Here is a 23,231-nt window from a genome sequence, read left to right on the forward strand (position 1 = left end):
CGGCGTCCGGGGCGGCCCACGTGATGACCGGCCCGGCAGCCCGCTAGCGCGCGATGTCCGCGTACCCCTCGATCTCCCTCGGGTCCCGCGAACCCGGGCCGACATAACGCGCCGACGGACGGACGAGACGGCCGGTGCGCTTCTGCTCCAGGATGTGCGCCGACCAGCCCGCCGTACGGGCACACGTGAACATCGACGTGAACATGTGCGCCGGCACCTCGGCGAAGTCCAGGACGATGGCCGCCCAGAACTCCACGTTCGTCGCCAGCACACGGTCCGGGCGACGGCTGTGGAGCTCCGCCAGAGCCGCCTTCTCCAGCGCCTCGGCCACCCCGAAACGCGGGGCCCCCAGCTCGCGGGCGGTACGGCGCAGCACACGCGCGCGTGGGTCCTCCGCGCGGTACACCCGGTGACCGAAGCCCATCAGACGCTCACCCTTGTCCAGGGCCTGCCTCACGTACGCCTCCGCGTCGCCCGTCCGCTCGATCTCCTCGATCATGCCGAGGACCCGGGAGGGCGCGCCCCCGTGCAGCGGCCCGGACATGGCCCCCACGGCACCGGAGAGCGCCGCCGCCACGTCCGCGCCCGTGGAGGCGATGACGCGGGCCGTGAACGTGGACGCGTTCATGCCGTGCTCGGCGGCCGACGTCCAGTAGGCGTCGACGGCGGCCACATGCTTCGGGTCGGGCTCACCCCGCCAGCGGATCATGAAGCGCTCGACGACGGACTGCGCCTTGTCGATCTCCCGCTGCGGAACCATGGGCAGCCCCTGCCCGCGCGCGGACTGGGCGACGTACGACAACGCCATGACGGCGGCCCGCGCCAGGTCCGCACGCGCCTGCTCGCCGTCGATGTCGAGGAGGGGTTTGAGACCCCACACCGGCGCCAGCATGGCGAGCGCGGACTGCACGTCCACCCGGATGTCACCGGAGTGCACCGGGATCGGGAACGGCTCGGCGGGCGGCAGACCGGGATTGAAGGCGCCGTCGACCAGCAGCCCCCAGACATTGCCGAACGAGACATGACCGACCAGGTCCTCGATGTCGACGCCCCGGTACCGCAGGGCGCCGCCCTCCTTGTCCGGTTCGGCGATCTCCGTCTCGAACGCGACGACTCCTTCGAGTCCGGGTACGAAGTCGGACATCAGGCGGCTCCTCGTGATGTGTACGACAGATGGGGTGGTGGGGACCTTGAGAGCGGGACGACCAGGTGTCGGACGGCGGGAACGAGATGCGCGCCCCGGGGATCCACGGTCGCGGAACCGGCCTACGGCTCGGCCTCCGAGGACTCGCGGTCCTGGGCGGTACCCCTCTGATGCCCCGTGCGGCCGGCGGTCACCCAACCGGAACGGCAACAGCACGATATCTCCGAGTGCCACCTTTGGGGAGACCTCGCGGCACTGAGTGCCACTCAGTGATGAACGACACCGCGCTGAACGCCGCCCGCGCATACGGCAAGATGACCGAGTGACCGACCGAGACGCCGTCCCCCTCGACCCCGCCGCGATGCGCAAGCAGTACCGGGCCGAGGGCCTCGCCGAGAACGACCTGGCCGCCACGCCCGTGGCGCAGTTCGCGCGCTGGTTCAAGCAGGCCGCGACGGAGGCCCACCTCTTCGAGCCGAACGCCATGATCGTCTCCACGGCGGACGCAGAGGGCCACCCCAGCTCACGCACGGTGCTACTGAAACACTTCAGCGAACAGGGCTTCGTCTTCTACACCAACTACGACTCCCGCAAGGCCCGCGACCTCTCCGAGAACCCGTACGTCTCCCTCCTCTTCCCCTGGCACCCGATGGCCCGCCAGGTCATCGTCACGGGCATCGCCCGCCGCACCGGCCGCGACGAGACCGCCGCGTACTTCCGCACCCGCCCACGCGGCTCCCAGCTCGGCGCCTGGGCCAGCGCCCAGTCCTCGGTGATCGCCACCCGCGCCGACCTGGACGCCTCGTACACCGAACTCGCCGCCCGCTACCCCGAGGGCGAACAGGTACCGGTGCCACCACACTGGGGCGGCTTCCGGGTGGCACCCCAGATGGTGGAGTTCTGGCAGGGCCGGGAGAACCGACTGCACGACCGACTGCGGTACGTCGAGGAGCCGGACGGAAGCTGGCGGGTGGAGCGGCTCAGTCCGTAATCCCCTGAAACGCAGACGACCCGCGAGCTCGGGTCCCTCCGCCTGACGGCGGAGGAGCCGGCCGGACGTACCGGCGAGCTCGCGGGTCGGGTGACTGCGTTGGTTTGGGCCGGCTGCGTGTATCTTGCGCACGCTGGTCCGGCACCGCACTGGGTGGGGTGCCGGGCCGTTAGCCCGCAGCCACCTCTTCCGTCCGGTATGCATACATCTGCCGAACCACCTCCTTCCGAAGTAACAGCCACCCTAGGAAGTGATCGGGCACCGATCAACCGATTTTCTGGGGTTTTGACGGAGCGGATTCCGGCCGGAAGATGTACCCGTATCCGTCGCCCCGCTGCAGGAGCTGAAGATTCCGGTGGCGGACGTTGAACCGTCCTGCCGGTGTGGTGAGGCTGTGCTGCCCGTTGGCTCGAACCGAGATACGACCGGTCCATGTGCCCGCCCACTTGCCGGTCGGCATATTGGCCCGTACGAGATCCCCGGTGGCGTATCCGAAGTGCTGCTTGGTACGAACTCGGCGCAGCCGGGGGAACCCGAACCGGTCCGGAGTGGTGCGGGCGTACGAGCCGCGTCCGGTGGCTTTGACGACGAGCACCTGCCCGGGAAGCCGCACGATGGCGTCGCCGTTCTCGTGATCCAGACGTCCGACGGACAGCGCGTCCAACGTGTGCGTCTTCTCCAGCCCCATGGCACTGCGGTTCCACTTCGTACGGTCGCCCGACCAGGCTGTACGGGCTTGCCGAGGTTACCCAGGGCCTCCGTGAGCTGCCATCGGGTCGCGTTCATCCTCAATTCATCGAACGCGTGACTGGTCGCGCTGCTAAGCGCTGTCCGAGAGGAACAGCCCGGCCAGCCGCGGCAGCCGCCGCCGCATCTAACCCGCGTCGTCGAAGTCGAAGTCCTCGCCCATGTCGGGACCGGCGGGGTCGGGGTCCGGGTGAGCGGCCTCCCACTGCTTCCAGGCATCGTAGAAGCTGTCCTCTCCGCACCCGGTGAGGCGTTCGTAGGCCTCGGCCGCGCGCGGAGTAGTTCACCTCTTCTTGAAGTGTTCTCCTCCCTTGGCAAGCTCAGGAAGGAGATTCCCGCCTACCTTGCGGTGGCGGGCTTGACGCAACGAGCGCGCCTGACGACTGCCCTCCCGGCAGCCGGGATCGCCACGAGGCCGATCCGGTACAGATGCAAGATGTTCCGGGCCGCGTTGTGGTCGGCGTTGCCCGACCAGCCGCAGTCCGGGTTCTTGCACACGAACACGGTCTGGGACTCTCGGCTGGCAGGCGTGGTGCATCCGCACGCCGAGCAGCGCCGGGAGGTGCCGGGAGCGGGGACCTTGACGAGGGTGCCTCCGTGCCGGGCGGTCTTGTACGCCAGCATCGTGACCGTGCGGCCCCACGCCTCGGCGGCGATGGAGCGATTCAGCCCGGCCTTCTGGGCGACGTTCTTCCCCGGCTCTTCGGCGGTTCCCCGAGCCGACTTGACCATGTTCGTGATGGTGAGTGCTTCGACCACCACCGTGCCGTAGGCACGGGCGATGGTGGTGGTCGTCTGGTGCTGCCAGTCGGCGGCCCGTCGCTTGGCTTTCGCTCGGAGCCGGGCGATCTGGTCATAGGTGCGGCGCAGGCGGCGGCTGGTGCGCTCGCCCGGCTTTCGGCGCTGTTTGCGCTGGGCGGCGCGCTGCTCCAGGTGCAGGAGCTTGGCCTGTTCCTTCTCGGTCAGCCACGCGCCGTGCTCGAAGCTCCCGCCGTCGGACAGGGCGAGAGGCACGCTCACGCCCACGTCGATCCCGACCTCGGGGCCCTGGTGAGCCTCGGGCCTGGCCTCTTGGGTCATCACGCGGAAAGCGATGTGCCAGCCAAGGGCGTCCTTGACCAGCCGGGCTCCGGTGATCCGGTTCTCGGTGCCGGCACGCTTGCCCACGGGCAGGTCTTTGGTCCACCGGAACTTCACGCGGCCAATCCTGGGCAGATTGACCATGCCCCAGCGGCGGTGCACACGCTTGATGTTCAGGTCCCGGCCCTGCGGAATGTCCACGCTCATCACGGACCGGAACCGGCCCTTGTAGTTCGGGGCATCCGCTCTGCCGTCCCAGCAGTTACGCCACGCCTGGACATACGTCTTCAGCACGGCCTGGGCGGCCTGCGCGGGGAGGAGGGCGAGGAATTCGAGGTCCTTGCGGGCCTGGCGGATCGCGGCGTCCGCGTTCGCGAGAGTCCGCTTGTCCTTCGGCATCATCTGCCACCAGGCGTGCAGCAGATTCCACATCGTGCGGGCCGCGTGTGCCTGGGCATCGGCCTTCAACACCTCGGCAGGCGACAGTGCAAGCCGGGCACGGTGCCCGAACTGCCGCTTGACCAAGGTGCCTTGACTCACAAAATGCCCCCCTTCGAAGATTCGCCCGACACCCACAAGAACGAGCGAGAGCCTCAAAGGTCACCCAACTGGCCCCGGTGGTACGGCAGCCCGACACCGGCCACCCGACGCGGTAACCCCTGTCCGCTGGGGGTCCAGCCCTCCAAGCCGGTCAACTCCCTCAAGGGCACCTCCGCCCGGCCGCTGCGCAAGGAGCACGACACGCACGCGCGCCGGTACCTGTGGGGCCGCCACTTCTGCTCCGGCTCGCACTTCGCCGGACCGTGCGCCAACAGTGCGGCCCCATGCGAACAGGCGGGTCAGAGCAGTTCACAGCGGCGGCCGACCTCGACGACCGTGCCCTCTTCTACCTCCGATCTTGCGCAGTGCTCCCCCGTCTACAGGGGAGGTGAAGCGCATCCCGGACGACCTCGGGATGGTCGGCGAGGCTGTCGGGCGCGGTGGCCGCCCGCTCGTACCACTTGCGTCCCTGGGCGATCAGACCGGCGCGGAAGTCCATGAAGCTGTCGTCGGAGCAGCCGCCGCCGATGAGGTAGGCGGCGGCCCACACGTCCCAGCGGTGGAGGGCGTCGTGCAGTGCGTCGAAGCGCTCCTCGTACGCCAGGATGTCCTGCGTGGAGCGGCGGGTCAGTAGGTCGACCAGGGCCTCGTCGAAGGGGTGGTCGGTCGTGGTGTGGGAGCGTGCGGTGTCGATGACGTGCCAGAACTCGTCCGTGTTCATGGGACGGAACTGTGGCAGCAGGGTCTGACGGTGGTGGGGTGCGGGTGATCTCCGTAGACGTACCTGTGTCGGCCACCTACCGTTTCGCGCATGGCGGAGCAGCAGGTGGGGCGGCGGGTGATTCTCAGTGGGTCGACCTTTGAGGAGGAGATCGGGTACGCGCGTGCCGTGGTCGACGGGGACTGGGTGCATGTGTCGGGGACGACCGGGTTCGACTACGCGGCCATGACGATCTCCGATGACGTGGCGGAGCAGGCCGAGCAGTGTCTGCGGAATGTGGGGGCCGCGCTGGCGGAGGCGGGGTGTTCGTTCGCGGATGTGGTGCGGGTGCGGTATCTGCTGCCGGAGCGGGCGGACTTCGAGCCGTGCTGGCCGGTGCTGCGGCGGGCGTTCGGTGCGGTGCGGCCGGCGGCGACGATGATGGTGTGCGGGCTCGCGGATCCTCGTATGAAGATCGAGATCGAGGTGTACGCGCGGCGGGGGAGCGGGGCTCCGGTCTGAGGGCGGGCTGCGGTTCGTGGAGGTCGAGCGGTATGTGGCGTCGGAGGCGACAATGAGGTGTGGCTGACGTTGCGGCCGGCGGCCGCGGGAACGGAGTAGGGCGGATTTCCGGCGTACAACGATTCCTTCAATCTTGGGGGAACTCGGTGTGCGCTGCGTCACGTTCCAGTTAGATGAGGGATGAGTGAGCGAACCGACGCGCCGTAGGTGCGGACGCAGCTTGGCAGGGGGTCCAGGTGAGTGCTTCCCGGCGTAGTGGGACCACCGACGAGCTGGGGCCGGACGAGCCCGAGCGGGACGGTCCGGAGGGCTCGGTCGGTTCGGATCTGCTGGCCGCGCTGCTGGACGGGATGGACGCGGCTCTGTGTGCCTTCGACGCGGACGGGGTCGTGACCCATTGGAACCGTGAGGCGGAGCGGATCCTGGGGTGGACCGCGGCCGAGGCCGTGGGGCGGCGGGGGTTCGCGGGGTGGGCCGTGCGGAGTGCGGACGCCGAGGAGGTCGAGGGGCGGCTGCTGTCCGCCATGCACGCTCCGGGGCGTCAGGTGTACGAGTTCGCGCTGCTCACCAAGGACGGCGGGCGGGTGCTCGTGCGGACGCAGTCGGCGGCCGTGCGCGGGCCGGACGGCAAGCCGGCGGGCCTGTACTGCGCGTTCAGTGAGGTGCACGCGCAGATCGATCTGGAGCGGTCGATCGCGCTGAGCGAGGCGTTGTTCGAGGACGCGTCGTGGGGTGTGGTGCTGGTCGACGCGGATCTGCGGCCGGCGGTGGTCAATGCGCATGCCGCCCGGGCGCTGGGTATCGGGCGTACGTCCGTCCTGGGGCGGCCGTTGGGGGAGTTGCTCGCCCAGGGTGTCGAGGAGCTCGAGAGCGCGCTCGCGCATGTGCTGGCCGAGGGTGCGCCGCCCGCGCCGGCCGAGATCTGGGTGACCGTGCGGACGCCTGAGGGTGACCGGCGGCGGTGCTGGCGGTGTGGGTTCGTACGGCTGGCCTCGCCGCTTGCGGAGGAGCCGGTGCCGTTGGGTGTGGGCTGGCTCTTCCAGGACGTGACCGGGGCCAAGCAGGGTGAGCAGGAGGCGTCGCTGCTGCGGTTCCGGACGAACCAGCTGCACCGGGCGGCCCGGGCGGCGGCGGAGTGCGAGGACCCGGCGGAGGCGGCGACCGTGCATCTGGACTTCGCGCTGGCCGGGTTCGCCGACCATGCGCTGATCGACCGGGTGGCGGGCGGGGCGGTGTCCGACGCGGACGCCGCGGGGCCGGTACGGCTGGTGCGGGTCGCCGCGACGCCCTCCGGGGTGCCCGGGCCGAGTCTGCTCGGTGGTGAGGCCGGGCTGCCGGTGCGGTACGGGGAGGGGCATCCGGCATTGCAGTGTGTGGCGCGGATCGGGGCGGTGCGGGCCAGTGTGGGGGCCGTGGCGGCGGAGAAGGCGCGGGAGTGGGCGGTTGCCCGGCAGTGGCCGGAGGACTCGGTGCATGCGTTGTGCGCGGTGCTGCGGAGTCGGGGGCGGACGTTGGGGGTCGTGACGTTTCTGCGGGGTGCGGGGCGGAGTGCGTTCGAGCGTTCGGACGCGGTGTACGCGGAGGATGTGGCCGTCCGGATCGCGATGGCGCTGGATTTGGCGGGGGTTGTGGGGCGGTCGGGGTAGGCGAGGCTGGGGTGCCCGGTGCCCGGTGCCCGGCGGGTGGCTGGGTGGGGGTGGGTCGCGCAGCCCGGCGCTAGCGGGGTGCCGCCTCTCTTTGGGACGGGTGCCGCCCCAGCGGCACGACTGCCCGCAGCCTGACGGACGCGGTTGCCCGCGGCTTGGCGGATGCTGCCGCCTGCCGCCTGCCGCCTGCCGCCTGCCGCCTGCCTGCGGCTCGGCGGACACGAGTGTGCGCTCGCCCGGCTGCCTACCGCCGATAGAAGATCCGGTCCCCGTACTCCTCGAACACCCGCCCGTTCCACTCATGCCCGCCATCGACGTTGCCGGAGCGCAGGAGTGGGGGCTCGATGCCGCGGTTGGCCAAGGAGGCTGCTGCCGTGGCCATGACCGCCTGGAGCAGGGCGCTGGTGACGACCGTGGACGCCGGGGCGAAGGGGGCCGGGATGGTGTCGAGGGTGAGTTCCGCGTCGCCGATCGCGATCTTCGAGTCGAGGACGAGGTCGCAGTGGTCCTTCAGGTAGGTGCCGGAGGTGTGGCGGGACGTCGTCTCCGAGGCGTACGCCACCGAGGTCACGCCGATGACCCGTACACCCAGGGCGCGGGCGTGCAGGGCCATCTCCACGGGCAGGGCGTTGCGGCCGGAGAGGGAGATGATCACCAGGGCGTCGCCCGCGCGGAGGGGCGAGGAGTCCAGGACGGCGCTCGCGAGGCCGTCGACGCGCTCCAGGGCGGAGCCGAGGGTGGCCGGCATGACGTCGACGCCGACGGCACCGGGCACGGCGAGCAGGTTCATCAGGGCGAGTCCGCCGGCGCGGTAGACGAGGTCCTGCGCGGCGAGCGAGGAGTGTCCGGCGCCGAAGGCGAAGAGGCGGCCGCCGTTCACGACGGTGTCGGCGAGCAGCGTGCCGGCCGCCTCGATGTGTTCGGCCTCCTCGTCCCGGACCCGTTGCAGCAGACCGATCGCGGCGTCGAAGAACTGTCCGGCCGGTGTGCTGTCGCTCATACGGGCCCCTTCGGTGTGGCCGTCGGTATGGTGTGTCGCGGATCACGGTGCGGTCTGGACCAGTGCGGTGTCAATACGGGCGTGCGGGCGCCGTCGGCCGCTCCGGGGAGCCTTCACGTAACCGCTTGGTTTCACCGGCGCGGCACGGTTGTCAGTGGTATGCGTCAGAATTGAATCCAGGGCCAGCGCACGCGCCGCGAAGCTGTCGTGCTTCCGGCACATCTCATCAAGGGGCACGTATGTCCGGACTGATCGACACCACGGAGATGTATCTCCGCACCATCCTCGAGCTGGAGGAGGAAGGTGTGGTCCCCATGCGCGCCCGGATCGCCGAGCGGCTCGACCAGAGCGGGCCGACGGTCAGCCAGACCGTGGCGCGGATGGAGCGCGACGGACTGGTGTCCGTCGCCAGTGACCGCCACCTGGAGCTGACGGACGAGGGCCGTCGGCTCGCCACGCGCGTGATGCGCAAGCACCGGCTCGCGGAGTGCCTGCTCGTCGACGTGATCGGCCTGGAGTGGGAGCAGGTGCACGCTGAGGCGTGCCGCTGGGAGCATGTGATGAGCGAGGCCGTGGAGCGCCGCGTTCTCGAGCTGCTCCGGCACCCCACCGAGTCGCCGTACGGCAACCCGATCCCGGGTCTGGAGGAGCTCGGCGAGAAGGACGGCGCCGATCCGTTCCTGGACGAGGGCATGGTGTCGCTGGCCGACCTCGACCCTGGCCTGGAGGGCAAGACGGTCGTCGTCCGGCGGATCGGCGAGCCGATCCAGACCGACGCGCAGCTGATGTACACGCTGCGGCGGGCGGGCGTGCAGCCGGGCTCCGTGGTGAGCGTGACCGAGTCGGCTGGCGGTGTGCTGGTGGGCAGCGGCGGCGAGGCGGCCGAGTTGGAGGCGGACGTCGCCTCGCACGTGTTCGTCGCCAAGCGCTGAGTCCCCGGCCGGACGTTCGCCCCGCACTCGGACGCTGTAACTCCCGGGACAGGGGCGGTAGTTGTGTCAGCCCGTCGATCTCGTCGAATCCAAGATTCAGTGCTCCGAATCGCAGCGCACGGGCGCTTCGCGTGCGAGGCTGTCGCGTGAGGCATATGACCTGAGGGCTCTTGGCCGCGGTACGACAGCGATGTCGCCCGGCCGGGGAGGGGGCGGGAAGGATGTGCCGTGGACGTGAGGAGGGCCCCGGCGCCATGTGGCGCCGGGGCCTGTCCTCCCCTGTGCTGACCCGGAGCCCCGAGCTCTCAGGGTCATTCCCCTCGGACCGGTTTCCCCGAGCGGTCCGCCTCCCGTTGAAGATCTCCCCTCAGCGGCGGCCGCCAATCCTTGAGGGAGGTCACTCAAATGAGGGGTGTTGCCTACGGAAACGGCATTTTCGAATAGCCATTCGATAGTCTGCGAGTGACGGGTCACGCGGGATGTGCGCTGCAAGGATGTGCACATACGATCACGCGGGACACACGGAGCAGACACAGAACGCGCACCATGCGCAGCACGCGGCACTCGCGTGAGCGCGAGTGGCGGCAAGCACAGCACGCACGGCAAGCAGGACGCGGTTCACAGGACCGGCCGGCTCGAGCGGGAGCGAGCGGTCCGAGCGGAGCTAGGGGGGTGCCAGGACCAATGGCGCGGCGCATCGACGTAACCGGGACGGGCGGCGTACGCCTTGCGGCCTGGGAGTTCGGCGACCCTCCCAAGTCCGACCCGGCGAAGCTCGTCCCCGCACAGCCCGGATCACCGGACCAGTCCGGCCCGCCCACCGCCGATCACGAACGGACGCCGGGCGTCCTGTTACTGCACGGTCTGATGGGCCGTGCCTCGCACTGGGCGTCCACCGCCCGCTGGCTCTCCGAGCGGCACCGCGCCGTCGCGCTCGACCAGCGCGGCCACGGCCGCAGCGACAAGCCACCGCAGGCCGCCTTCACCCGCGAGGCATACGTCGAGGACGCCGAAGCCGCCCTCGAACAACTGGGCCTCGCCCCGGCCGTCCTCATCGGCCACGCGATGGGCGCGCTGACCGCCTGGCAGCTCGCCGCCAAGCGGCCCGACCTGGTCCGCGGGCTGATCATCTGCGACATGCGGGCGTCGGCGCTGGGCGCGGCCTCGCAGCGGGAGTGGGCCGACTGGTTCAAGGCCTGGCCCGTCCCCTTCGCCACGCTCGCCGACGTACGGAAGTGGTTCGGGGAGGACGATCCGTGGGTGGAGCGGCCGAATCCGGCCCGGGGTGAGTTCTACGCCGAGGTGATGGCCGAGTCACCGGACGGCTGGCGGCCGGTCTTCGAACCCGACCAGATGCTCAAGTCCCGGGAGACGTGGGTGTACGACGCGCACTGGGAGGAACTGGCGCAGGTTCAGTGCCCCGCGCTGGTGGTTCGTGGGCTCGATGGTGAGCTGGGGCGTGCCGAGGCGCAGGAGATGGTGCGGGTGTTGCCTCGGGGGGAGTATGCGGAGGTGGCTGACGCCGGGCATCTTGTGCACTATGACCAGCCGGAGGCTTGGCGGGGGGCCATCGAGCCGTTTCTGGACGCGTGCCTGACTGGGTGATGCCGGGCGCCATCTCGTCTGCCTGGTTGGGGTTGAGATGGCGGGTGCGGGTTGTCTGTGGCTTGTCGCGCCCACGCGGCGGAGCCGCATATCAGACACAGCCCCGCGCCCCTTTCTCGGTGTTGCAGGCCCCGTCAGCCCTTGCTTACCGCCGTCAGGATTTCCGGTAGCCGCCCCGCCGTGCGTGGGGCGGCCAGCCGTAGGCCCAGCAGGGTGATCGCCGCCCCGTAGGCCGCGCCCGCCGGTAGGAGCAGCCAGGTCCAGTCCTCCCCGCCCTCGCTGACGTTCAGCCAGATCGTCGCGGCGATGACGGGGGCGCAGAGCAGGCTGCCGCCCACCATTCCGCCGAAGATCGCCATGAAGGCGAGGCCGCTCTGGCCAGGGGCCACGTTCTTGTAGCCCTCCTGCGGGATGGAGTACGGGAAGCGGGCCGACGTCCACGCGCCGGTCGCCAGCATCGCGCCCAGCAGTGCGAAGGAAAGCCCCAGCACCTCGGGGAGCTTGGCCCACGCGCCGAGGAGTGCTGTCGTCAGGACGGTCACGAGGGTGGCGTAGGGGAGGGTGATCAGCAGGAGTGCCAGGGCCCGCGCGCGGAGTTCGACGTAGGCGTCCCGGGTGGACGAGATCGTCATCGCGACCATCCAGAACGCGGACGTGTCCTGCCCGAACTGGTTGTACATCTGCACGCCGAGCATCCCGGCGGCGAAACAGGCGAAGTAGATCGACCCGGTGCCCTGCAGGGCGTTGAACAGGGGCACGATCAGGCCGATCGCCAGCGAGGTCACCCACGCCGCCTTGGTCTTCGGGTCACGCCACACATAGCGCAGGCTGCGTTCCATGACCGTTCCGGTCCGCCCGGCGGGCAGCAGGCGGGCGAGGCCGGTCGAGGTGCGCCGTCGTACGGCGGTCTCGGTGGCGGCCTGGAGGGTGGATCCGTCGGGGGAGGTCATCAGCCGGGTCAGGTGCCGCGACCACACGCCGATCAGCGCCACCAGCGCCCCGCAGGTCAGGGCGAGTTGGACGACGGCCGCTCCGTACGCACCGTCGCTCACCGAATCCACCGCCCCGACGGCCGAGGCGGGCGGCACCCAGCGCAGCACGTCAGCGGCCGGATCGAGCTGTGAGAGCCCTGACGAACCGAGCCGCTGCGCCCCGAAGTTGACGACCTGCGCCCCGACCGCGATGACCAGCCCGCTCAGCACCGCCAGATCGCGGCCCTTGCGGCTGGTCAGCAGCCGGACGTTGGCGGCGGCGACGGTCCGCGCGAACGCCACGCACACCAGCAGCCCGAGCACGACGGCGACGACACCCACGGCGTACGCCGCCCCGCCCCGCGCGACCGCGATCACCGACCCCACGAGCAGGCACAGCGTGAACAGCGGCCCTATCCCCACCAGTGAGGCCGCGAGCAGCGCCCGCACCAGCAGCCGGGGCCGCAGCGGCAGCATCACCAGCCGCGTCGGATCGAGGGTCTCGTCCCCGCCGGGGAAGAACAGCGGCATCACCGCCCACCCCAGCGCCAGCACGGCGACCAGCAGGACGACGACGGAGGCGGCGTGCGCGTTGCCGCGCAGGGCGATCAGGCCGAGCAGTTGCAGCACGGCGACGAGGAGCACGCAGACGGCCGAGGCGATGTAGGCGGCGCGCCGCCCGGCGGACTGCCGCAGCCCGTTCCGCAGCAGCGACAGCTTCAGCTGTACGACGACACCGGTGACGTCCGTGCTCATCGCGCCCCGCCGCCCAGCCAGTCCAGGTCGGCCCCGGCGTCGCGCCCGTTGGCGCCGACGAGTTCGAGGAAGGCCTGCTGCAACGAGGGCGCGTCGCCGCGCACTTCGGCGAGCGGACCGTGCGCCCGGATCCGCCCGGCGGCCATCACCGCCACCCAGTCGCACAGCGACTCGACGAGCTCCATGACGTGGGAGGAGAAGACGACGGTGGCGCCGGAGGCGGTGTACCGCTCCAGCACGCCTCGGATGGTCTGGGCGGACACTGGGTCGACGCCCTCGAACGGCTCGTCGAGGAAGAGGACTTCGGGGTTGTGGAGGAGAGCGGCCGCGAGCCCGATCTTCTTGCGCATGCCGGTCGAGTAGTCGACGACGAGCTTGTGCTGGGCGCCGGCCAGGTCGAGCACGTCGAGCAGTTGGGTGGCCCGCTTGTCGACCTCGGCGCCGGGCAGCCCGCGCAGCCGCCCCGAGTAGGCGAGCAGTTCCCGCCCGGAGAGCCGCTCGAAGAGCCTGAGCCCCTCCGGCAGCACCCCGATCCGCGCCTTGACCTCGACCGGGTCCCGCCACACGTCGTGCCCGACGACCTCGACGGACCCCTGATCGGGCCTGAGCAGCCCGGTCACCATCGACAACGTGGTGGTCTTCCCGGCCCCGTTCGGCCCGACGAGCCCGATGAACTTCCCCGCGGGCAGCTCCAGATCAATCCCGGCAACAGCGACCTGCTGCCCAAACCGCTTCCAGAGCCCACGCACCCGTACGGCACTGACACCCACCAAGACTCCCTCCGTCAGGAACGAACCCTACGGTGGGACAACCCCCCAGGGGCGCGGGACTGCGTCTGATATGCGGCTCCGCCGCGTGGGCGCGACGAGCCACGAACAGCCGGCAGCCGCCGATCAACAGAACCAGGCAGGACAGAAGGCGCAGGCTACCGATCCCGACCACACGCATAGGCGAGCGGCGAGATCAGCTCCTCCGCATCCGGCAGCCACCGATTCGCGGGCGTAGGCCGGCAGGCCCACTGCACGGCCCCCCGGGACCCGTACCGGGTGGGCGGCCCCGCGACATACGACCCCTCACCCAGCGCGACCAGATCGAGCGACGCCGGCGACCACCCCAGATTGCGCACCAGATCCGGCACCTTCACAGCGGCGCCCGGCAACACGAAGAAGTGCATCCGACGATCCGGCGTCAACGTCACCGGCCCGAGCGTCAGCTCCATCCGCTCCATCCGGGCCAGCGCGAGAAACCCGGCCGTCTCCGGGACGGAAATGGAGTCGAACGTACGCCCCGTCGGCAACAGGATCGACGCACTCGGCTGCTTCAGCCACATCCGACGCGCAACGGTCGCACTGCCCGTGGCCTGCGTCGCCCAGTCCTGCCGCGCCGGATGTGCGCCGGGCGCGGCGCACGCGACGTCGTCGCAGGAGCAGTGCTGCACCCCGTCGACGGCTTCCAGCCAGGTGCCGGGGAACACGTCCCAGTGGCGTTCCTCGGCATAGCGAACGGCGGTTTCCAGCAGCGATTCCCCGCGCTGCTTCGGAATCTGAGCGGCTTCGGTGCCCGCGATCGTCTCTTCCACGATGAACACAACTCCCGCACCCACCTCGGGTTACGGCCAGTCCGACGACAGGGCCTGCGCGCGGGGGAGGAGCATCGATTCCTCATCTGGGGCGCATGGATGCATGTGTGGGGGCGCGCAGGAGGATCCGTGGTCTGAGGTGGGTAGCCCAGAGTGGGGTCGGCTTCCGCCTTTACCCCGGCAATCCTCAGCAGGCCTCACATGACGTGCATTTTGGGCATGTTCGCGGGGCATTGATCTTCACGGCCGGATCTTTTCGGTGGAAGACAAGTCAACTCGGTGCGTGGGCAGGCACCGCAGCCACAGGGGGTACGCCATGGCCGCAAGGCCTCTCGTCGCGCGGCAGCCGAACGAACGGCTGCAGGCGCTCATTCAGGAAGCGGGTTGCTCGAACGCCGGGCTGGCCCGCCGGGTCAACATGTGCGGCGCGGAGCACGGCCTCGATCTGCGCTACGACAAGACGTCCGTGGCCCGTTGGCTGCGCGGACAGCAGCCGCGGGGACGAGCGCCGGCGATCATCGCGGAGGCGCTCGGCCGCAAGCTGGGCCGTACGGTCACGATCGACGAGATCGGGATGGCCAACGGCAAGAACCTCGCGTCGGGCGTCGGTCTCCAGTTCTCGCCGACGGTACTGGGGGCCATCGAGCAGGTGTGTGAGCTGTGGCGCAGTGACGTGGGCCGCCGGGACTTCCTGTCCGGTTCGTCCGTCGCCGCGTCCGCACTCGTCGAGCCGAGCCGCGACTGGCTGATCTCGTCGCCCGACTCGCAGGTGTCGCGGCAGGCGGGGCCCCGGGTGGGGCAGTCCGACGTCGCGGCCGTGCAGGCGATGACACAGGCGCTCGTAGACCTTGATCACCAGTACGGCAGCGGGCATGTGCGTCCGGTCGTCGTGCACTACCTGAACAGTGTCGTGTCGGGGCTGCTGGCCGGGTCGTACCGGGAGGCCGTCGGGCGTGAACTGTTCGCCGCGGTCGCGCGGTTGACCGAGCTCGCGGGCTACATGGCCATCGACACCGGGCAGCCCGGGCTCGCCCAGCGGTACTACATCCAGGCGCTGCGGCTCGCGCAGGCGGCGGGCGACCGAGGGTACGGCGGGTACGTCCTCGCCGCCTCCATGAGCCATCTCGCCGCGCAGCTCGGGAACCCGCGGGAGATCGCGCAGTTGGCGCGCGCGGCGCAGGAGGGGGCGCGTGGGCGCGTGACACCGCGTGCGGAGGCGATGTTCTACGCGGCGGAGGCGCGCGGACATGCGCTGATGGGCGATGCGCGGGGGGCGCAGGCCGCCTCCGGGCGGGCGGTGCACGCACTGGAGGCGGCTGATCCGGACTCCGGGGACGACCCGGCGTGGATCGCGCACTTCGACGAGGCCTATCTCGCCGACGAGTTGGCGCACTGCCACCGCGACCTCGGACAGGCCGAGGCGGCGGCGCGGCGCGCGGAGGAATCACTGGCGGGGCTCCCGGAGACGAAGGCGCGGCGGCGGGCGATCGGCCTTGTGCTGTTGGCCACTGCGCAGGTGCAGCAGCGCGAGATCGAACAGGCCTGTCATACAGGGCTGAAGGCCGTGGAACTGCTGGAGACGCTGCGCTCGAACCGGGGCGCCGATTATCTGGACGACTTCCAGCAGCGGTTGGAGCCGTTCCGGGACGAGCCCGTGGTCAGGGAGTTCGGGGCGCGGCTGGACCTCCAGGCGGCGGCCTGAAACCCCGGGCCACAAGGGCGTGAACGGCGGGGAAACGGAGGTTCCGGTGGGGAAGGGAGGGCGCGTGTAGCGGATGGGGGCCTGGTGCTGTTACGGCGGTCACAGGGACGTACGTCATGTCCTGAGCTGCGTAGCACCCGGATCGTGGGACCCGGTAGCGTGAACCGACGATTCCGAAGGTCCCCCATTCGTAGGAGTCCCGGTGACGCAGAGTGGACAGGGCGAGGAGCCCTCGGCGCGGCATGCGCACGAAGGCATCGTGCTGCCCTCCGACGGTGGTGAGCCGCTGCTGCCGGGTATGACGGGCGGGCGTGGCGGTCAACAGCCGACAGGGCCGCAGATACCGCCCCCGGCCCCGGCGGCACCGCCGCCCGGCGGTCAGTCCTGGGGCACACCCTGGGGCCCCGACCAGCAGCAGAACCCGCCCTCACCGCCTGCCCAGCCGGGCTGGGGCACTCCGCCCGGTCGGTCCGGCCAGCCCTGGGGCGCCCCCGAGCAGCCGTATCAGCCGCCCGCGCCCGCCCCTTGGGACAACGCGCCGCAGCAGGCCGGGGGCGAGCAGGGCCGGCCGTTGCCGCCGGAGGGGTCGGGTCCGTCGTACGGCGGGTCGTCATACGGCGGGGGTTCCCCACAGCCGTCGTACGGGCAGGACGGGGCGCAGTCGGCGCCGCTGCCGCCTGCGGGTGGCGACGCGTACGGATCTCCCGGCCAGAACTCCTCCGGCCAGGACACGCCCTCGCCTCACGCGGGCCGCGACACCTACGGCGCTCCGAGCGCGCCCCTCCCTCCGGCGGGCAGCGACGGTTATGCCGCGGCCGGCCAGGGCGCGCCCCGTGATGCGTACGGTGCTCCGAGCGCGTCCTTGCCGCCTGCGGGGCGCGACGCGTATGGCTCCTCCGGCCAGGACGCGTCCCCGCCTCACGCGGGCCGGGACACCTACGGCGCTCCGAGCGCACCCGTCCCTCCCGCGGGCGGCGACTCGTACGGCTCCCCCGGGTACGGCACTCCCGGCGCGGGCGCCCCCCTGCCCCCCGCCGTGCACGGCAACGCGGGCGCGCCCGGGCCGCACACCGGTGCCGGTGGCTTCGGGGCGGCGTTGCCGCCCGCCGGCGATGAGGGGGCCACCCAGTTCCTGCCGCCGGTTTCCGCCGGGGCGGTGGACGACGCGGCCACGCGGTACATTCCGCCCGTCGCCGCGGACGAGGGGGCGACGCAGTTCATCCCGCCGGTCGGGCCGGGGGCGCTGCCGCCCGAGGTGCGGCATGCCGGGCAGGGCGGGGCGGGGCCGTTGCCGCCCGTCTCGGGGCCCGATGCCGAGGCCACGCAGTACATCGCGCCCGTCGCCGATCAGCCGTACGGCATGCGGCCGGGCGGGGGCCAGGACCGGCAGCCGCCGGCCGAGTTCGACAACCTCTTCCGCAGCGAGCCGGGCGGCGAGAGCCCGGCCGCCGCCACCCAGCAGATGCCCCGCTTCCAGCAGCCGCAGCCGCAGGTCCGGCATTCCGCGCCGTCGGCGTACTTCCCGCCCGGCGATCAGGACGACGTCGACGGCGGCCGCCGGGGTGGCCGTACCGGCTCGCGGCTGCCGGTCATCGCGGCGGTCGGCGTCGGTATCGCCGTCCTCGGTGTCGGTGCGGGCGCGCTGCTCGCCGGTGGCGGGGACGACCAGGACGACAAGAACCAGCCCGTGTCCGCGACGGCCCCGGCGACGGAATCCGGCCCGCCGGCCGCCGACCCGGCCGAGCAGCAGGCGATCGCCCTGGACAAGCTGCTCGCCGACAGCGGCGACAGCCGTACCGCCGTGATCAACGCGGTGGCCAGTGTGAAGTCCTGCAAGAACCTCGCCCAGGCGGCCACCGACCTGCGGGACGCGGCCAAGCAGCGCAACCAGCTGGTCACCGACCTGAAGGCCCTGTCGGTGGACAAGCTGCCGAACAACGCCGAGCTGACCGCCGCGCTCACCAAGGCGTGGCAGGCGTCGGCGGCCGCGGACAACCACTACGCGGCGTGGGCGGACCAGGTGGCCGGCAACAGGAAGAACCTGTGCAAGGGCGGGCAGGCCCGTGTCACCGGGCAGACCCAGGCGGGCAACCGGGAGAGCGGCACCGCGACCACGCAGAAGAGGACGGCCGCGCAGCTCTGGAACTCGATCGCCGGGACGTACGGCCTGACCGAGCGCCAGCCGACCCAGCTGTAGGCGGCGACGCCGGACACCCCCTAGCTCAGCTCACCTCGGCGTTCTGCAGGGTCTTCGTCACGTCGATGAAGCCCTTGCGGGCGGCCACCAGCCGGCCCTGCCGGACGACCTGGAGGGTCACGTCGGCGTTGGCCAGGCGCGGGAAGCCGACGGACGCGAGGGTGTCCTGGAACTTCCACTCGAGCGTCGGTGTGAGCCCGCCCGTGGAGATCTTGAGGCCGCGGTTCAGGGACCGCCGTACCGTGTCGGAGGACACCTCGCCCCCGCCCAGCGACTCGACGACGGCCTTGAAGACGGTGTAGGCGATCCAGGTGGTCTGCACTCCGGCGTCCGACGCGTCGATGCGGTTGTCGCTGAAGGCCTGCTCGCTGATCACCTTCTTCATCTCGTTCCAGCGGGCGTCGGACGTCACCGGGTACCAGCCGGTGATGTACGACCCCTCGTACGGCCCCGACGCCCCGCCGGACGCGTTGATCACCGTCTGGTCGACGCTGCCGAGCACGGTGGCGGTGCGCACCTCGGGGTAGTTGTCGCGGGCGCGCCGGAAGGAGTCCATGAAGGTGCTGGTCCGGTCCCCCAGGGCGGGCACCACGCAGCCCTTCTCGTCCGGGTCGGTGGTCGCGTACTCCAGGGCCCGCACCGACTGGTCCGAGTACTCGGTGGCGTCCTCGGCGGCCAGCTGGTCGTCGGCGAGTGCGTGCCGGCCGGTCGTGAGGCCGGAGTCGATCAGGGGCGGCAGTTCGTCGCCGGCGATGCTGTCGGGGCGGACCAGGACGAGGGGGCCGCAGCTCGCGGCGAGCTCCTTGCCGAGGCCGGCCAGCAGGACGGGCTGGCCGCCGTTGACCGGGTAGGAGAGCGGGCTGGTGAACTCGCCGTTGGTGACGCCGTAGCCGCCTATGTACGGGATGCCGGCGCTCTGCAGCGGGGGCAGGAAGGCGTCGCTGAACTGGCTGTAGGAGCCGACGACCGCGACGACGTTCTCCTTGACCGCGCGCCGGGCGCAGTTCGCGGCGGCCACGGTGTCGTTGTGGTCGTTGCAGGTGAGGACCTTCAGCTCGCGGCCCTCGATGCCGCCCTGGGCGTTGATCCAGCGGGCGTAGGCCTGGGCGAAGGCCGGCATGCCGGGCTTGTTGGTGGCCTTGGTGCCGTCCGGAGCCCAGGTCATGACGGTGATCGGGGCATCCCCGGAGCCCCCCGTGGCACCGGGGATGACCCCGCAGCCGACGGCGACCGACGCACACGCGACCAGCGCACCCGCCCGTCGGGCAAGGGTTCTTACGGGCCGGTTGGTGGTCGTGGGGAGGAAGATGCTGCGCAGGCGTCGCCGTCCGGTCATGGACACGCACGATTCCGCCACATCGCTAACCCTGGCGTGACCCTCGGTTATTGCCAGGTGACGTAAAGGTGAATTGCAGGGGGTGGTGCGGCTCCCGAGAAGGGGAACGTACGATCGATGACCGTGCAAGGTTCGGAGAACTCTTCCCGTCGTGGCCGTCGCTCATCCACCATGGGCGGCATGCCCGTAAACGACATGCCGTGGTGGCGCTGGCGCAGCAATGTGCGCTCGGCGCTGCACATGCTCTCCGATCCGGTGTTCCAGCGGGACGTCTGGCTGGCCGGCGTCGACGGATACGGGGACGTCACCGACGCCGTGTACCGCCTGGTCGAGGACACCTGGCTGGACAACTGGTCCGCCGAGAAGTACGTCGGCACGATCTTCCGCGACTCGCAGGAGGCCGCGCTCGTCGACACCGCCGTACTGCGCGTGCTGCGGATCATGCACCAGGTCGGGCCGGACGCGCCGGTCTCCGCCTACGTCGACCACCAGGCGTGGCCGGAGGCGGTACGGGCGGCCCGGGACGCGCACGTCCGGCTGACGGTGAGCGACGGGGAGGACCCGGACGCGCAGCCGCGGTCGCTCGAGGTGCTGCGGATCATGACGCGGTCTGCCTAGCGAGACGCGAGTCCGGCGCGACACCGGATATGGGACCCTGTTCTGCATGAATGAGCAGTCCGACCGACCTGTGGTCCCCGCCGACCAGTACGTCCTCACCCTGTCCTGCCCCGACAAGCAGGGCATCGTGCACGCCGTGTCGAGCTACCTCTTCATGACCGGCTGCAACATCGAGGACAGCCAGCAGTTCGGCGACCACGACACGGGACTGTTCTTCATGCGCGTCCACTTCTCGGCGGAGGCGCCGGTGACCGTGGACAAGCTGCGGGCCAGTTTCGCGGCGATCGGCGACTCCTTCCACATGGACTGGCAGATCAACCGGGCCGACGAGAAGATGCGCATCGTCCTGATGGTCAGCAAGTTCGGGCACTGTCTGAACGACCTGCTGTTCCGGGCGCGGATCGGGGCGCTGCCGGTGGAGATCGCGGCGGTGGTGTCGAACCACACCGACTTCGCCGAGCTCGTGGGCTCGTACGACATCCCCTTCCACCACATTCCGGTGACGAAGGACAACAAGGCGCAGGCTGAGGCCCGGCTGTTGGAGCTCGTGCGGGAGGAGGACGTGGAGCTGGTCGTTCTCGCTCGGTACATGCAGGTTCTCTCCGATGATCTGTGCAAGGCGCTCAGCGGGCAGATCATCAACATCCATCACTCCTTCCTGCCGAGCTTCAAGGGTGCGAAGCCGTATCACCAGGCGCATGCCCGGGGTGTGAAGCTGATCGGGGCGACGGCGCATTATGTGACCGCCGACCTTGATGAAGGGCCGATCATCGAGCAGGAGGTTGAGCGGGTGGGGCATGACGTCACGCCGGATCAGCTGGTGGCTGTGGGGCGGGATGTGGAGTGTCAGGCGTTGGCTCGGGCGGTCAAGTGGCACGCCGAGCGTCGGATTCTGCTCAACGGGCGGCGGACGGTCGTTTTCGCTTAGCCACTGCCAGCCCCTACATCCTGCTCAGGGACGCTGCTGCGAACAGGACGTCCCTGATCGCCTCGCGGTCTCCTACCTGACCCGCTGCTGCCTCCGTCGGCGACACGTGGCCGGCTGCCAGGCGGCCGAACTCCGCGCCGTCCAAGGCCACGTGGGCCACCTCGAAGTCCGCCGAGCCGAGCGCCGCGGGGGAGTCCAGGGGGATCAGCCACTCGCCGCCGCCCAGGCCCTCGATCTCCAGGCGGAGGCTGCGGCCGGGGCTGCCCGCGGGGACCAGGTGGCGGCCGGGGCCCGGGGAGGCCAGGCCGGTGCGGCGGCGTACCGCCAGTGCGGTGGGGAGCATGCGGGCCGCCAGGTCGATCATGTCGTGCAGGTGGTGTGGGGACGGCGGGGTGTACGGGTAGTCCACCGCCTCGGCGATGTCCTCCGCGTGCACCCAGCACTCGAACGCCCGGTCCAGCATCGCGTCGTGCAGCGGCAGCTCGAAGTCGCCGTACGAGATCGCCAGTCTGCCCGCCGTGCCACCGGTGAACGACACCGTGCGCACCAGGTCGTGGCTCTGTTCCCGCCAGGGTGCGCGGACGGAGCGGGTGGGCGGGAAGTGCGAGGTGCGCCAGTACGCCTCCGTGCGCGCGGCCGGTGTCGGGCGGTCCGCGGTCACGTCGCCCATCGGGTCGTCCAGGCCCAGCCCGATGCCGACCAGCCCGTCGACCATGAGCAGGTGTGCGATCACCCCGGCGACGGTCGTACGGCGGCTCGTCTCCTTGTCGGCCTCGAACCACTTCAGCCGCACGGGCGCGTGCCACTCGGCGTCCCCGAAGTCCTGCAGCAGGGCGTCGAGGCGCGCGGTCTCGGCGTCGTACGGCGCCGCCCAGCCGGGCACCGGGATACGCGGCGGGCGCCGCTCCAGGCAGCCCTCCAGGACGCGGGTGCGCAGGGCCGGGTCCAGGTCGAGGCTCTCGGGCTGGTGCAGCAGGCCGACCGCCTCGCGCAGCCGCAGTGCCTCGTCGGCGCAGGCGCCGCAGTCGCCGAGGTGCTCCTCGACGGCGGCCGTCTCCTCCGGCGAGCAGGCGGCCAGCGCCCACGCGCCGAGCAGCGCCTTCAGGACGCGGTGTTCGAGGACGAGCGGTGCCGGGCGGGGGGCCGGGTCGCCGAGGTCCGCCGGCGTGGGCAGGGGGCGGCCGCCGTCCTCGACGGAGGCGCGGGGAAGCGGTATGAGGGGCGGGCGGTCCGGGTCGGGGGACGGGGTGGTGGGCGGGGTGCCGTCGCCGGGTCCGCCCGGGCCGTCGTCGGCGGTCTTGTCGTCCTTGCCCTCGCCGGGGCCGTCATACGGCTCCTGGCCGTCGTGCTCCTTCTCCTCGTACTCCTTCTCCTCGTGCTGCCTCTCCTCGTAATCCTTCTCGCCGTCCGTCTCATGCTCGTCGTACGCCTCGAGCCGGCCCGCCTCGTTCACACCGCACCCCCGTATCCCGGTGGTGCTCCCGGGGCGGCGGCTCCGGCGTCGTGGGCCGTGGAGAGCAGCTGGAGGCCCAGGCGGAGGCGGCGGCGGGCCTCGTCCTCGGTGACGCCGAGGTCGACGGCGGTCTGGCGGTAGTCGCGGCGCTGGAAGTAGGCCAGCTCCAGGGCGGCACGCAGCGGGACGGGCATGGACTGGACGATGTAGTCGGCGCGGGCGGCGACCGAGGCGTGCCGCACCCTGCGCTCCAGTTCCTCGGTGGTGCCGCGGCCGGCCTGGGCGAGGGCGGCGGTCTCGGTGGCGCGCAGGCGCTGCACGGCGAGCCGGTGGGTCAGGGTGGCGACCCAGGAGCGCAGGGGGCCCTGTTTGGGGTCGTAGGCGTCGGGGTGCTCCCAGACGTGGGCGAAGACGTCGCGGGTGATGCCGTCGGCGGCGCGTTCGTCGCCCAGGACGGTGTGGGCGAGGCCGTGCACGAGCGAGGCGAAGCGGTCGTAGAGCTCGCCGAGGGCGGCCGCCTCACCGCGTGCCAGCCGCTGCTGCATCCTGCGGTCCCAGCGGGGCGGTGCGTCCTTCTTCGCCATGCGGCCCCCTTGCCGTGCCTGTTGCCCGAGCCAAGCGTGCGCTCACCGTCTCCTCGAATGTAGTCGGCACCTCGGACCGCGCACGCCCCTTTGTGCCAATGCGCGCCCCTGGCGGGCGGCAGGTGGTAGTGGACCTTGACGCCCCTCGCGCACACGTCCGTCGCGGCGCCTACCCGCGCACCGTTCGATCAGACCTGATC

General features: G+C 71.1%; 20 protein-coding genes. 9 read left to right on the forward strand and 11 right to left on the reverse strand.

All coding sequences use genetic code 11. The features are described from left to right. Nucleotides 1–43 precede the first annotated feature (43 nt). Entirely contained in the window at nt 44–1,144 is a 1,101-nt protein-coding gene (locus tag AQJ91_RS14770) for a citrate synthase 2 (protein WP_067020937.1), read from the reverse strand. 322 nt (nt 1,145–1,466) lie between these two features. On the opposite strand from AQJ91_RS14770, the gene pdxH reads away from it, so the two are divergent. After that, a complete protein-coding gene (gene pdxH, locus AQJ91_RS14775; protein WP_067020939.1) occupies nt 1,467–2,135 on the forward strand; it encodes a pyridoxamine 5'-phosphate oxidase in 669 nt (222 codons plus the stop codon). Nucleotides 2,136–2,400: 265 nt separating this feature from the next. Here pdxH and AQJ91_RS14780 read toward each other — a convergent pair whose 3' ends face one another. From AQJ91_RS14780 to AQJ91_RS14790, 3 genes are all read right to left on the reverse strand, one after another. Further along, nucleotides 2,401–2,823 (reverse strand): hypothetical protein, encoded by a 423-nt coding sequence (locus tag AQJ91_RS14780; protein WP_199847932.1) that lies wholly within the window; start codon nt 2,821–2,823, stop codon nt 2,401–2,403. A 398-nt stretch (nt 2,824–3,221) separates the two neighbouring features. Continuing rightward, a complete protein-coding gene (locus AQJ91_RS14785) occupies nt 3,222–4,502 on the reverse strand; it encodes an RNA-guided endonuclease InsQ/TnpB family protein (RefSeq protein ID WP_067020941.1) in 1,281 nt (426 codons plus the stop codon). A gap of 346 nt (nt 4,503–4,848) precedes the next feature. After that, a complete protein-coding gene (locus tag AQJ91_RS14790; RefSeq protein ID WP_067020944.1) occupies nt 4,849–5,223 on the reverse strand; it encodes a DUF4240 domain-containing protein in 375 nt (124 codons plus the stop codon). Nucleotides 5,224–5,313: 90 nt separating this feature from the next. Between AQJ91_RS14790 and AQJ91_RS14795 the strand changes: the two genes are divergently transcribed. Then, a complete protein-coding gene (locus AQJ91_RS14795) occupies nt 5,314–5,724 on the forward strand; it encodes a RidA family protein (protein ID WP_067020947.1) in 411 nt (136 codons plus the stop codon). 236 nt (nt 5,725–5,960) lie between these two features. Beyond that, the gene (locus tag AQJ91_RS14800; protein ID WP_067020950.1) at nt 5,961–7,370 is read left to right on the forward strand and encodes a PAS domain-containing protein; all 1,410 of its coding nucleotides are present in this window, start codon (nt 5,961–5,963) and stop codon (nt 7,368–7,370) included. A 244-nt stretch (nt 7,371–7,614) separates the two neighbouring features. Here AQJ91_RS14800 and AQJ91_RS14805 read toward each other — a convergent pair whose 3' ends face one another. Next, nucleotides 7,615–8,370 carry an SIS domain-containing protein gene (locus AQJ91_RS14805; RefSeq protein WP_067020953.1) on the reverse strand — a complete coding sequence of 252 codons (756 nt, stop codon included), beginning with the start codon at nt 8,368–8,370 and terminating at the stop codon, nt 7,615–7,617. Between the two features lie 239 nt (nt 8,371–8,609). Here AQJ91_RS14805 and AQJ91_RS14810 point away from each other — a divergent pair, with 239 nt between their 5' ends. Both AQJ91_RS14810 and AQJ91_RS14815 read left to right on the forward strand, forming a co-directional pair. Next, nucleotides 8,610–9,302 carry an iron-dependent transcriptional repressor DtxR gene (locus AQJ91_RS14810; RefSeq protein ID WP_067020955.1) on the forward strand — a complete coding sequence of 231 codons (693 nt, stop codon included), beginning with the start codon at nt 8,610–8,612 and terminating at the stop codon, nt 9,300–9,302. Between the two features lie 684 nt (nt 9,303–9,986). Beyond that, nucleotides 9,987–10,907 carry an alpha/beta fold hydrolase gene (locus AQJ91_RS14815; protein WP_067020958.1) on the forward strand — a complete coding sequence of 307 codons (921 nt, stop codon included), beginning with the start codon at nt 9,987–9,989 and terminating at the stop codon, nt 10,905–10,907. A 134-nt stretch (nt 10,908–11,041) separates the two neighbouring features. Here the strand turns inward: AQJ91_RS14815 and AQJ91_RS14820 are convergent, their stop codons facing one another. The 3 genes from AQJ91_RS14820 to AQJ91_RS14830 form a co-directional block, all read right to left on the reverse strand. Continuing rightward, nucleotides 11,042–12,634: a transporter gene (locus tag AQJ91_RS14820; RefSeq protein WP_107122442.1), complete on the reverse strand. Its 1,593-nt coding sequence runs from the start codon at nt 12,632–12,634 to the stop codon at nt 11,042–11,044. Then, nucleotides 12,631–13,407 (reverse strand): ABC transporter ATP-binding protein, encoded by a 777-nt coding sequence (locus AQJ91_RS14825; protein WP_234382261.1) that lies wholly within the window; start codon nt 13,405–13,407, stop codon nt 12,631–12,633. The genes AQJ91_RS14820 and AQJ91_RS14825 overlap by 4 nt, the downstream gene beginning before the upstream one ends. 152 nt (nt 13,408–13,559) lie before the next feature. Continuing rightward, nucleotides 13,560–14,222, reverse strand: a complete 663-nt coding sequence (locus tag AQJ91_RS14830) for a bifunctional DNA primase/polymerase (RefSeq protein WP_067020963.1) — start codon at nt 14,220–14,222, stop codon at nt 13,560–13,562. A 307-nt stretch (nt 14,223–14,529) separates the two neighbouring features. Between AQJ91_RS14830 and AQJ91_RS14835 the strand changes: the two genes are divergently transcribed. Both AQJ91_RS14835 and AQJ91_RS14840 read left to right on the forward strand, forming a co-directional pair. Beyond that, nucleotides 14,530–15,915: an NsdA family TPR-like regulatory protein gene (locus AQJ91_RS14835; RefSeq protein ID WP_067020966.1), complete on the forward strand. Its 1,386-nt coding sequence runs from the start codon at nt 14,530–14,532 to the stop codon at nt 15,913–15,915. Between the two features lie 298 nt (nt 15,916–16,213). Beyond that, nucleotides 16,214–18,112, forward strand: a complete 1,899-nt coding sequence (locus AQJ91_RS14840) for a hypothetical protein (RefSeq protein ID WP_407696858.1) — start codon at nt 16,214–16,216, stop codon at nt 18,110–18,112. Nucleotides 18,113–18,137: 25 nt separating this feature from the next. Here the strand turns inward: AQJ91_RS14840 and AQJ91_RS14845 are convergent, their stop codons facing one another. Continuing rightward, nucleotides 18,138–19,448, reverse strand: a complete 1,311-nt coding sequence (locus AQJ91_RS14845) for an ABC transporter substrate-binding protein (protein ID WP_067020972.1) — start codon at nt 19,446–19,448, stop codon at nt 18,138–18,140. Nucleotides 19,449–19,565: 117 nt separating this feature from the next. Between AQJ91_RS14845 and AQJ91_RS14850 the strand changes: the two genes are divergently transcribed. Together AQJ91_RS14850 and purU are read left to right on the forward strand one after the other, a co-directional pair. Continuing rightward, complete coding sequence (locus tag AQJ91_RS14850) at nt 19,566–20,066, forward strand: SCO4402 family protein (RefSeq protein WP_067020974.1); 501 nt, start codon at nt 19,566–19,568, stop codon at nt 20,064–20,066. A 46-nt stretch (nt 20,067–20,112) separates the two neighbouring features. Further along, on the forward strand, nt 20,113–20,994 hold the full coding sequence (gene purU, locus AQJ91_RS14855; RefSeq protein ID WP_067020977.1) for a formyltetrahydrofolate deformylase: 882 nt from the start codon (nt 20,113–20,115) through the stop codon (nt 20,992–20,994). A gap of 13 nt (nt 20,995–21,007) precedes the next feature. Here purU and AQJ91_RS14860 read toward each other — a convergent pair whose 3' ends face one another. Beyond that, nucleotides 21,008–22,447 (reverse strand): zf-HC2 domain-containing protein, encoded by a 1,440-nt coding sequence (locus AQJ91_RS14860; protein WP_067020980.1) that lies wholly within the window; start codon nt 22,445–22,447, stop codon nt 21,008–21,010. After that, nucleotides 22,444–23,031, reverse strand: coding sequence for a sigma-70 family RNA polymerase sigma factor (locus tag AQJ91_RS14865; RefSeq protein WP_067020982.1), 588 nt, complete (start codon nt 23,029–23,031; stop codon nt 22,444–22,446). The genes AQJ91_RS14860 and AQJ91_RS14865 overlap by 4 nt, the downstream gene beginning before the upstream one ends. Between the last annotated feature and the right edge of the window lie 200 nt (nt 23,032–23,231).

Source organism: Streptomyces dysideae (genome assembly GCF_001514305.1).
Taxonomy (GTDB): Bacteria; Actinomycetota; Actinomycetes; order Streptomycetales; family Streptomycetaceae; genus Streptomyces; species Streptomyces dysideae.

Excerpts from the sequence above, each read along its gene's own strand:
- AQJ91_RS14865 (WP_067020982.1), bottom strand. The coding sequence starts at position 23,031 with ATGGCGAAGAAGGACGCACCGCCCCGCTGGGACCGCAGGATGCAGCAG.
- AQJ91_RS14770 (WP_067020937.1), bottom strand. The coding sequence starts at position 1,144 with ATGTCCGACTTCGTACCCGGACTCGAAGGAGTCGTCGCGTTCGAGACG.
- AQJ91_RS14810 (WP_067020955.1), top strand. The coding sequence starts at position 8,610 with ATGTCCGGACTGATCGACACCACGGAGATGTATCTCCGCACCATCCTC.
- AQJ91_RS14815 (WP_067020958.1), top strand. The coding sequence starts at position 9,987 with ATGGCGCGGCGCATCGACGTAACCGGGACGGGCGGCGTACGCCTTGCG.
- AQJ91_RS14840 (WP_407696858.1), top strand. The coding sequence starts at position 16,214 with ATGACGGGCGGGCGTGGCGGTCAACAGCCGACAGGGCCGCAGATACCG.
- AQJ91_RS14820 (WP_107122442.1), bottom strand. The coding sequence starts at position 12,634 with ATGAGCACGGACGTCACCGGTGTCGTCGTACAGCTGAAGCTGTCGCTG.
- AQJ91_RS14780 (WP_199847932.1), bottom strand. The coding sequence starts at position 2,823 with ATGGGGCTGGAGAAGACGCACACGTTGGACGCGCTGTCCGTCGGACGT.
- AQJ91_RS14835 (WP_067020966.1), top strand. The coding sequence starts at position 14,530 with ATGGCCGCAAGGCCTCTCGTCGCGCGGCAGCCGAACGAACGGCTGCAG.
- AQJ91_RS14850 (WP_067020974.1), top strand. The coding sequence starts at position 19,566 with ATGACCGTGCAAGGTTCGGAGAACTCTTCCCGTCGTGGCCGTCGCTCA.
- AQJ91_RS14795 (WP_067020947.1), top strand. The coding sequence starts at position 5,314 with ATGGCGGAGCAGCAGGTGGGGCGGCGGGTGATTCTCAGTGGGTCGACC.
- AQJ91_RS14805 (WP_067020953.1), bottom strand. The coding sequence starts at position 8,370 with ATGAGCGACAGCACACCGGCCGGACAGTTCTTCGACGCCGCGATCGGT.
- AQJ91_RS14845 (WP_067020972.1), bottom strand. The coding sequence starts at position 19,448 with ATGACCGGACGGCGACGCCTGCGCAGCATCTTCCTCCCCACGACCACC.
- purU (WP_067020977.1), top strand. The coding sequence starts at position 20,113 with ATGAATGAGCAGTCCGACCGACCTGTGGTCCCCGCCGACCAGTACGTC.
- AQJ91_RS14790 (WP_067020944.1), bottom strand. The coding sequence starts at position 5,223 with ATGAACACGGACGAGTTCTGGCACGTCATCGACACCGCACGCTCCCAC.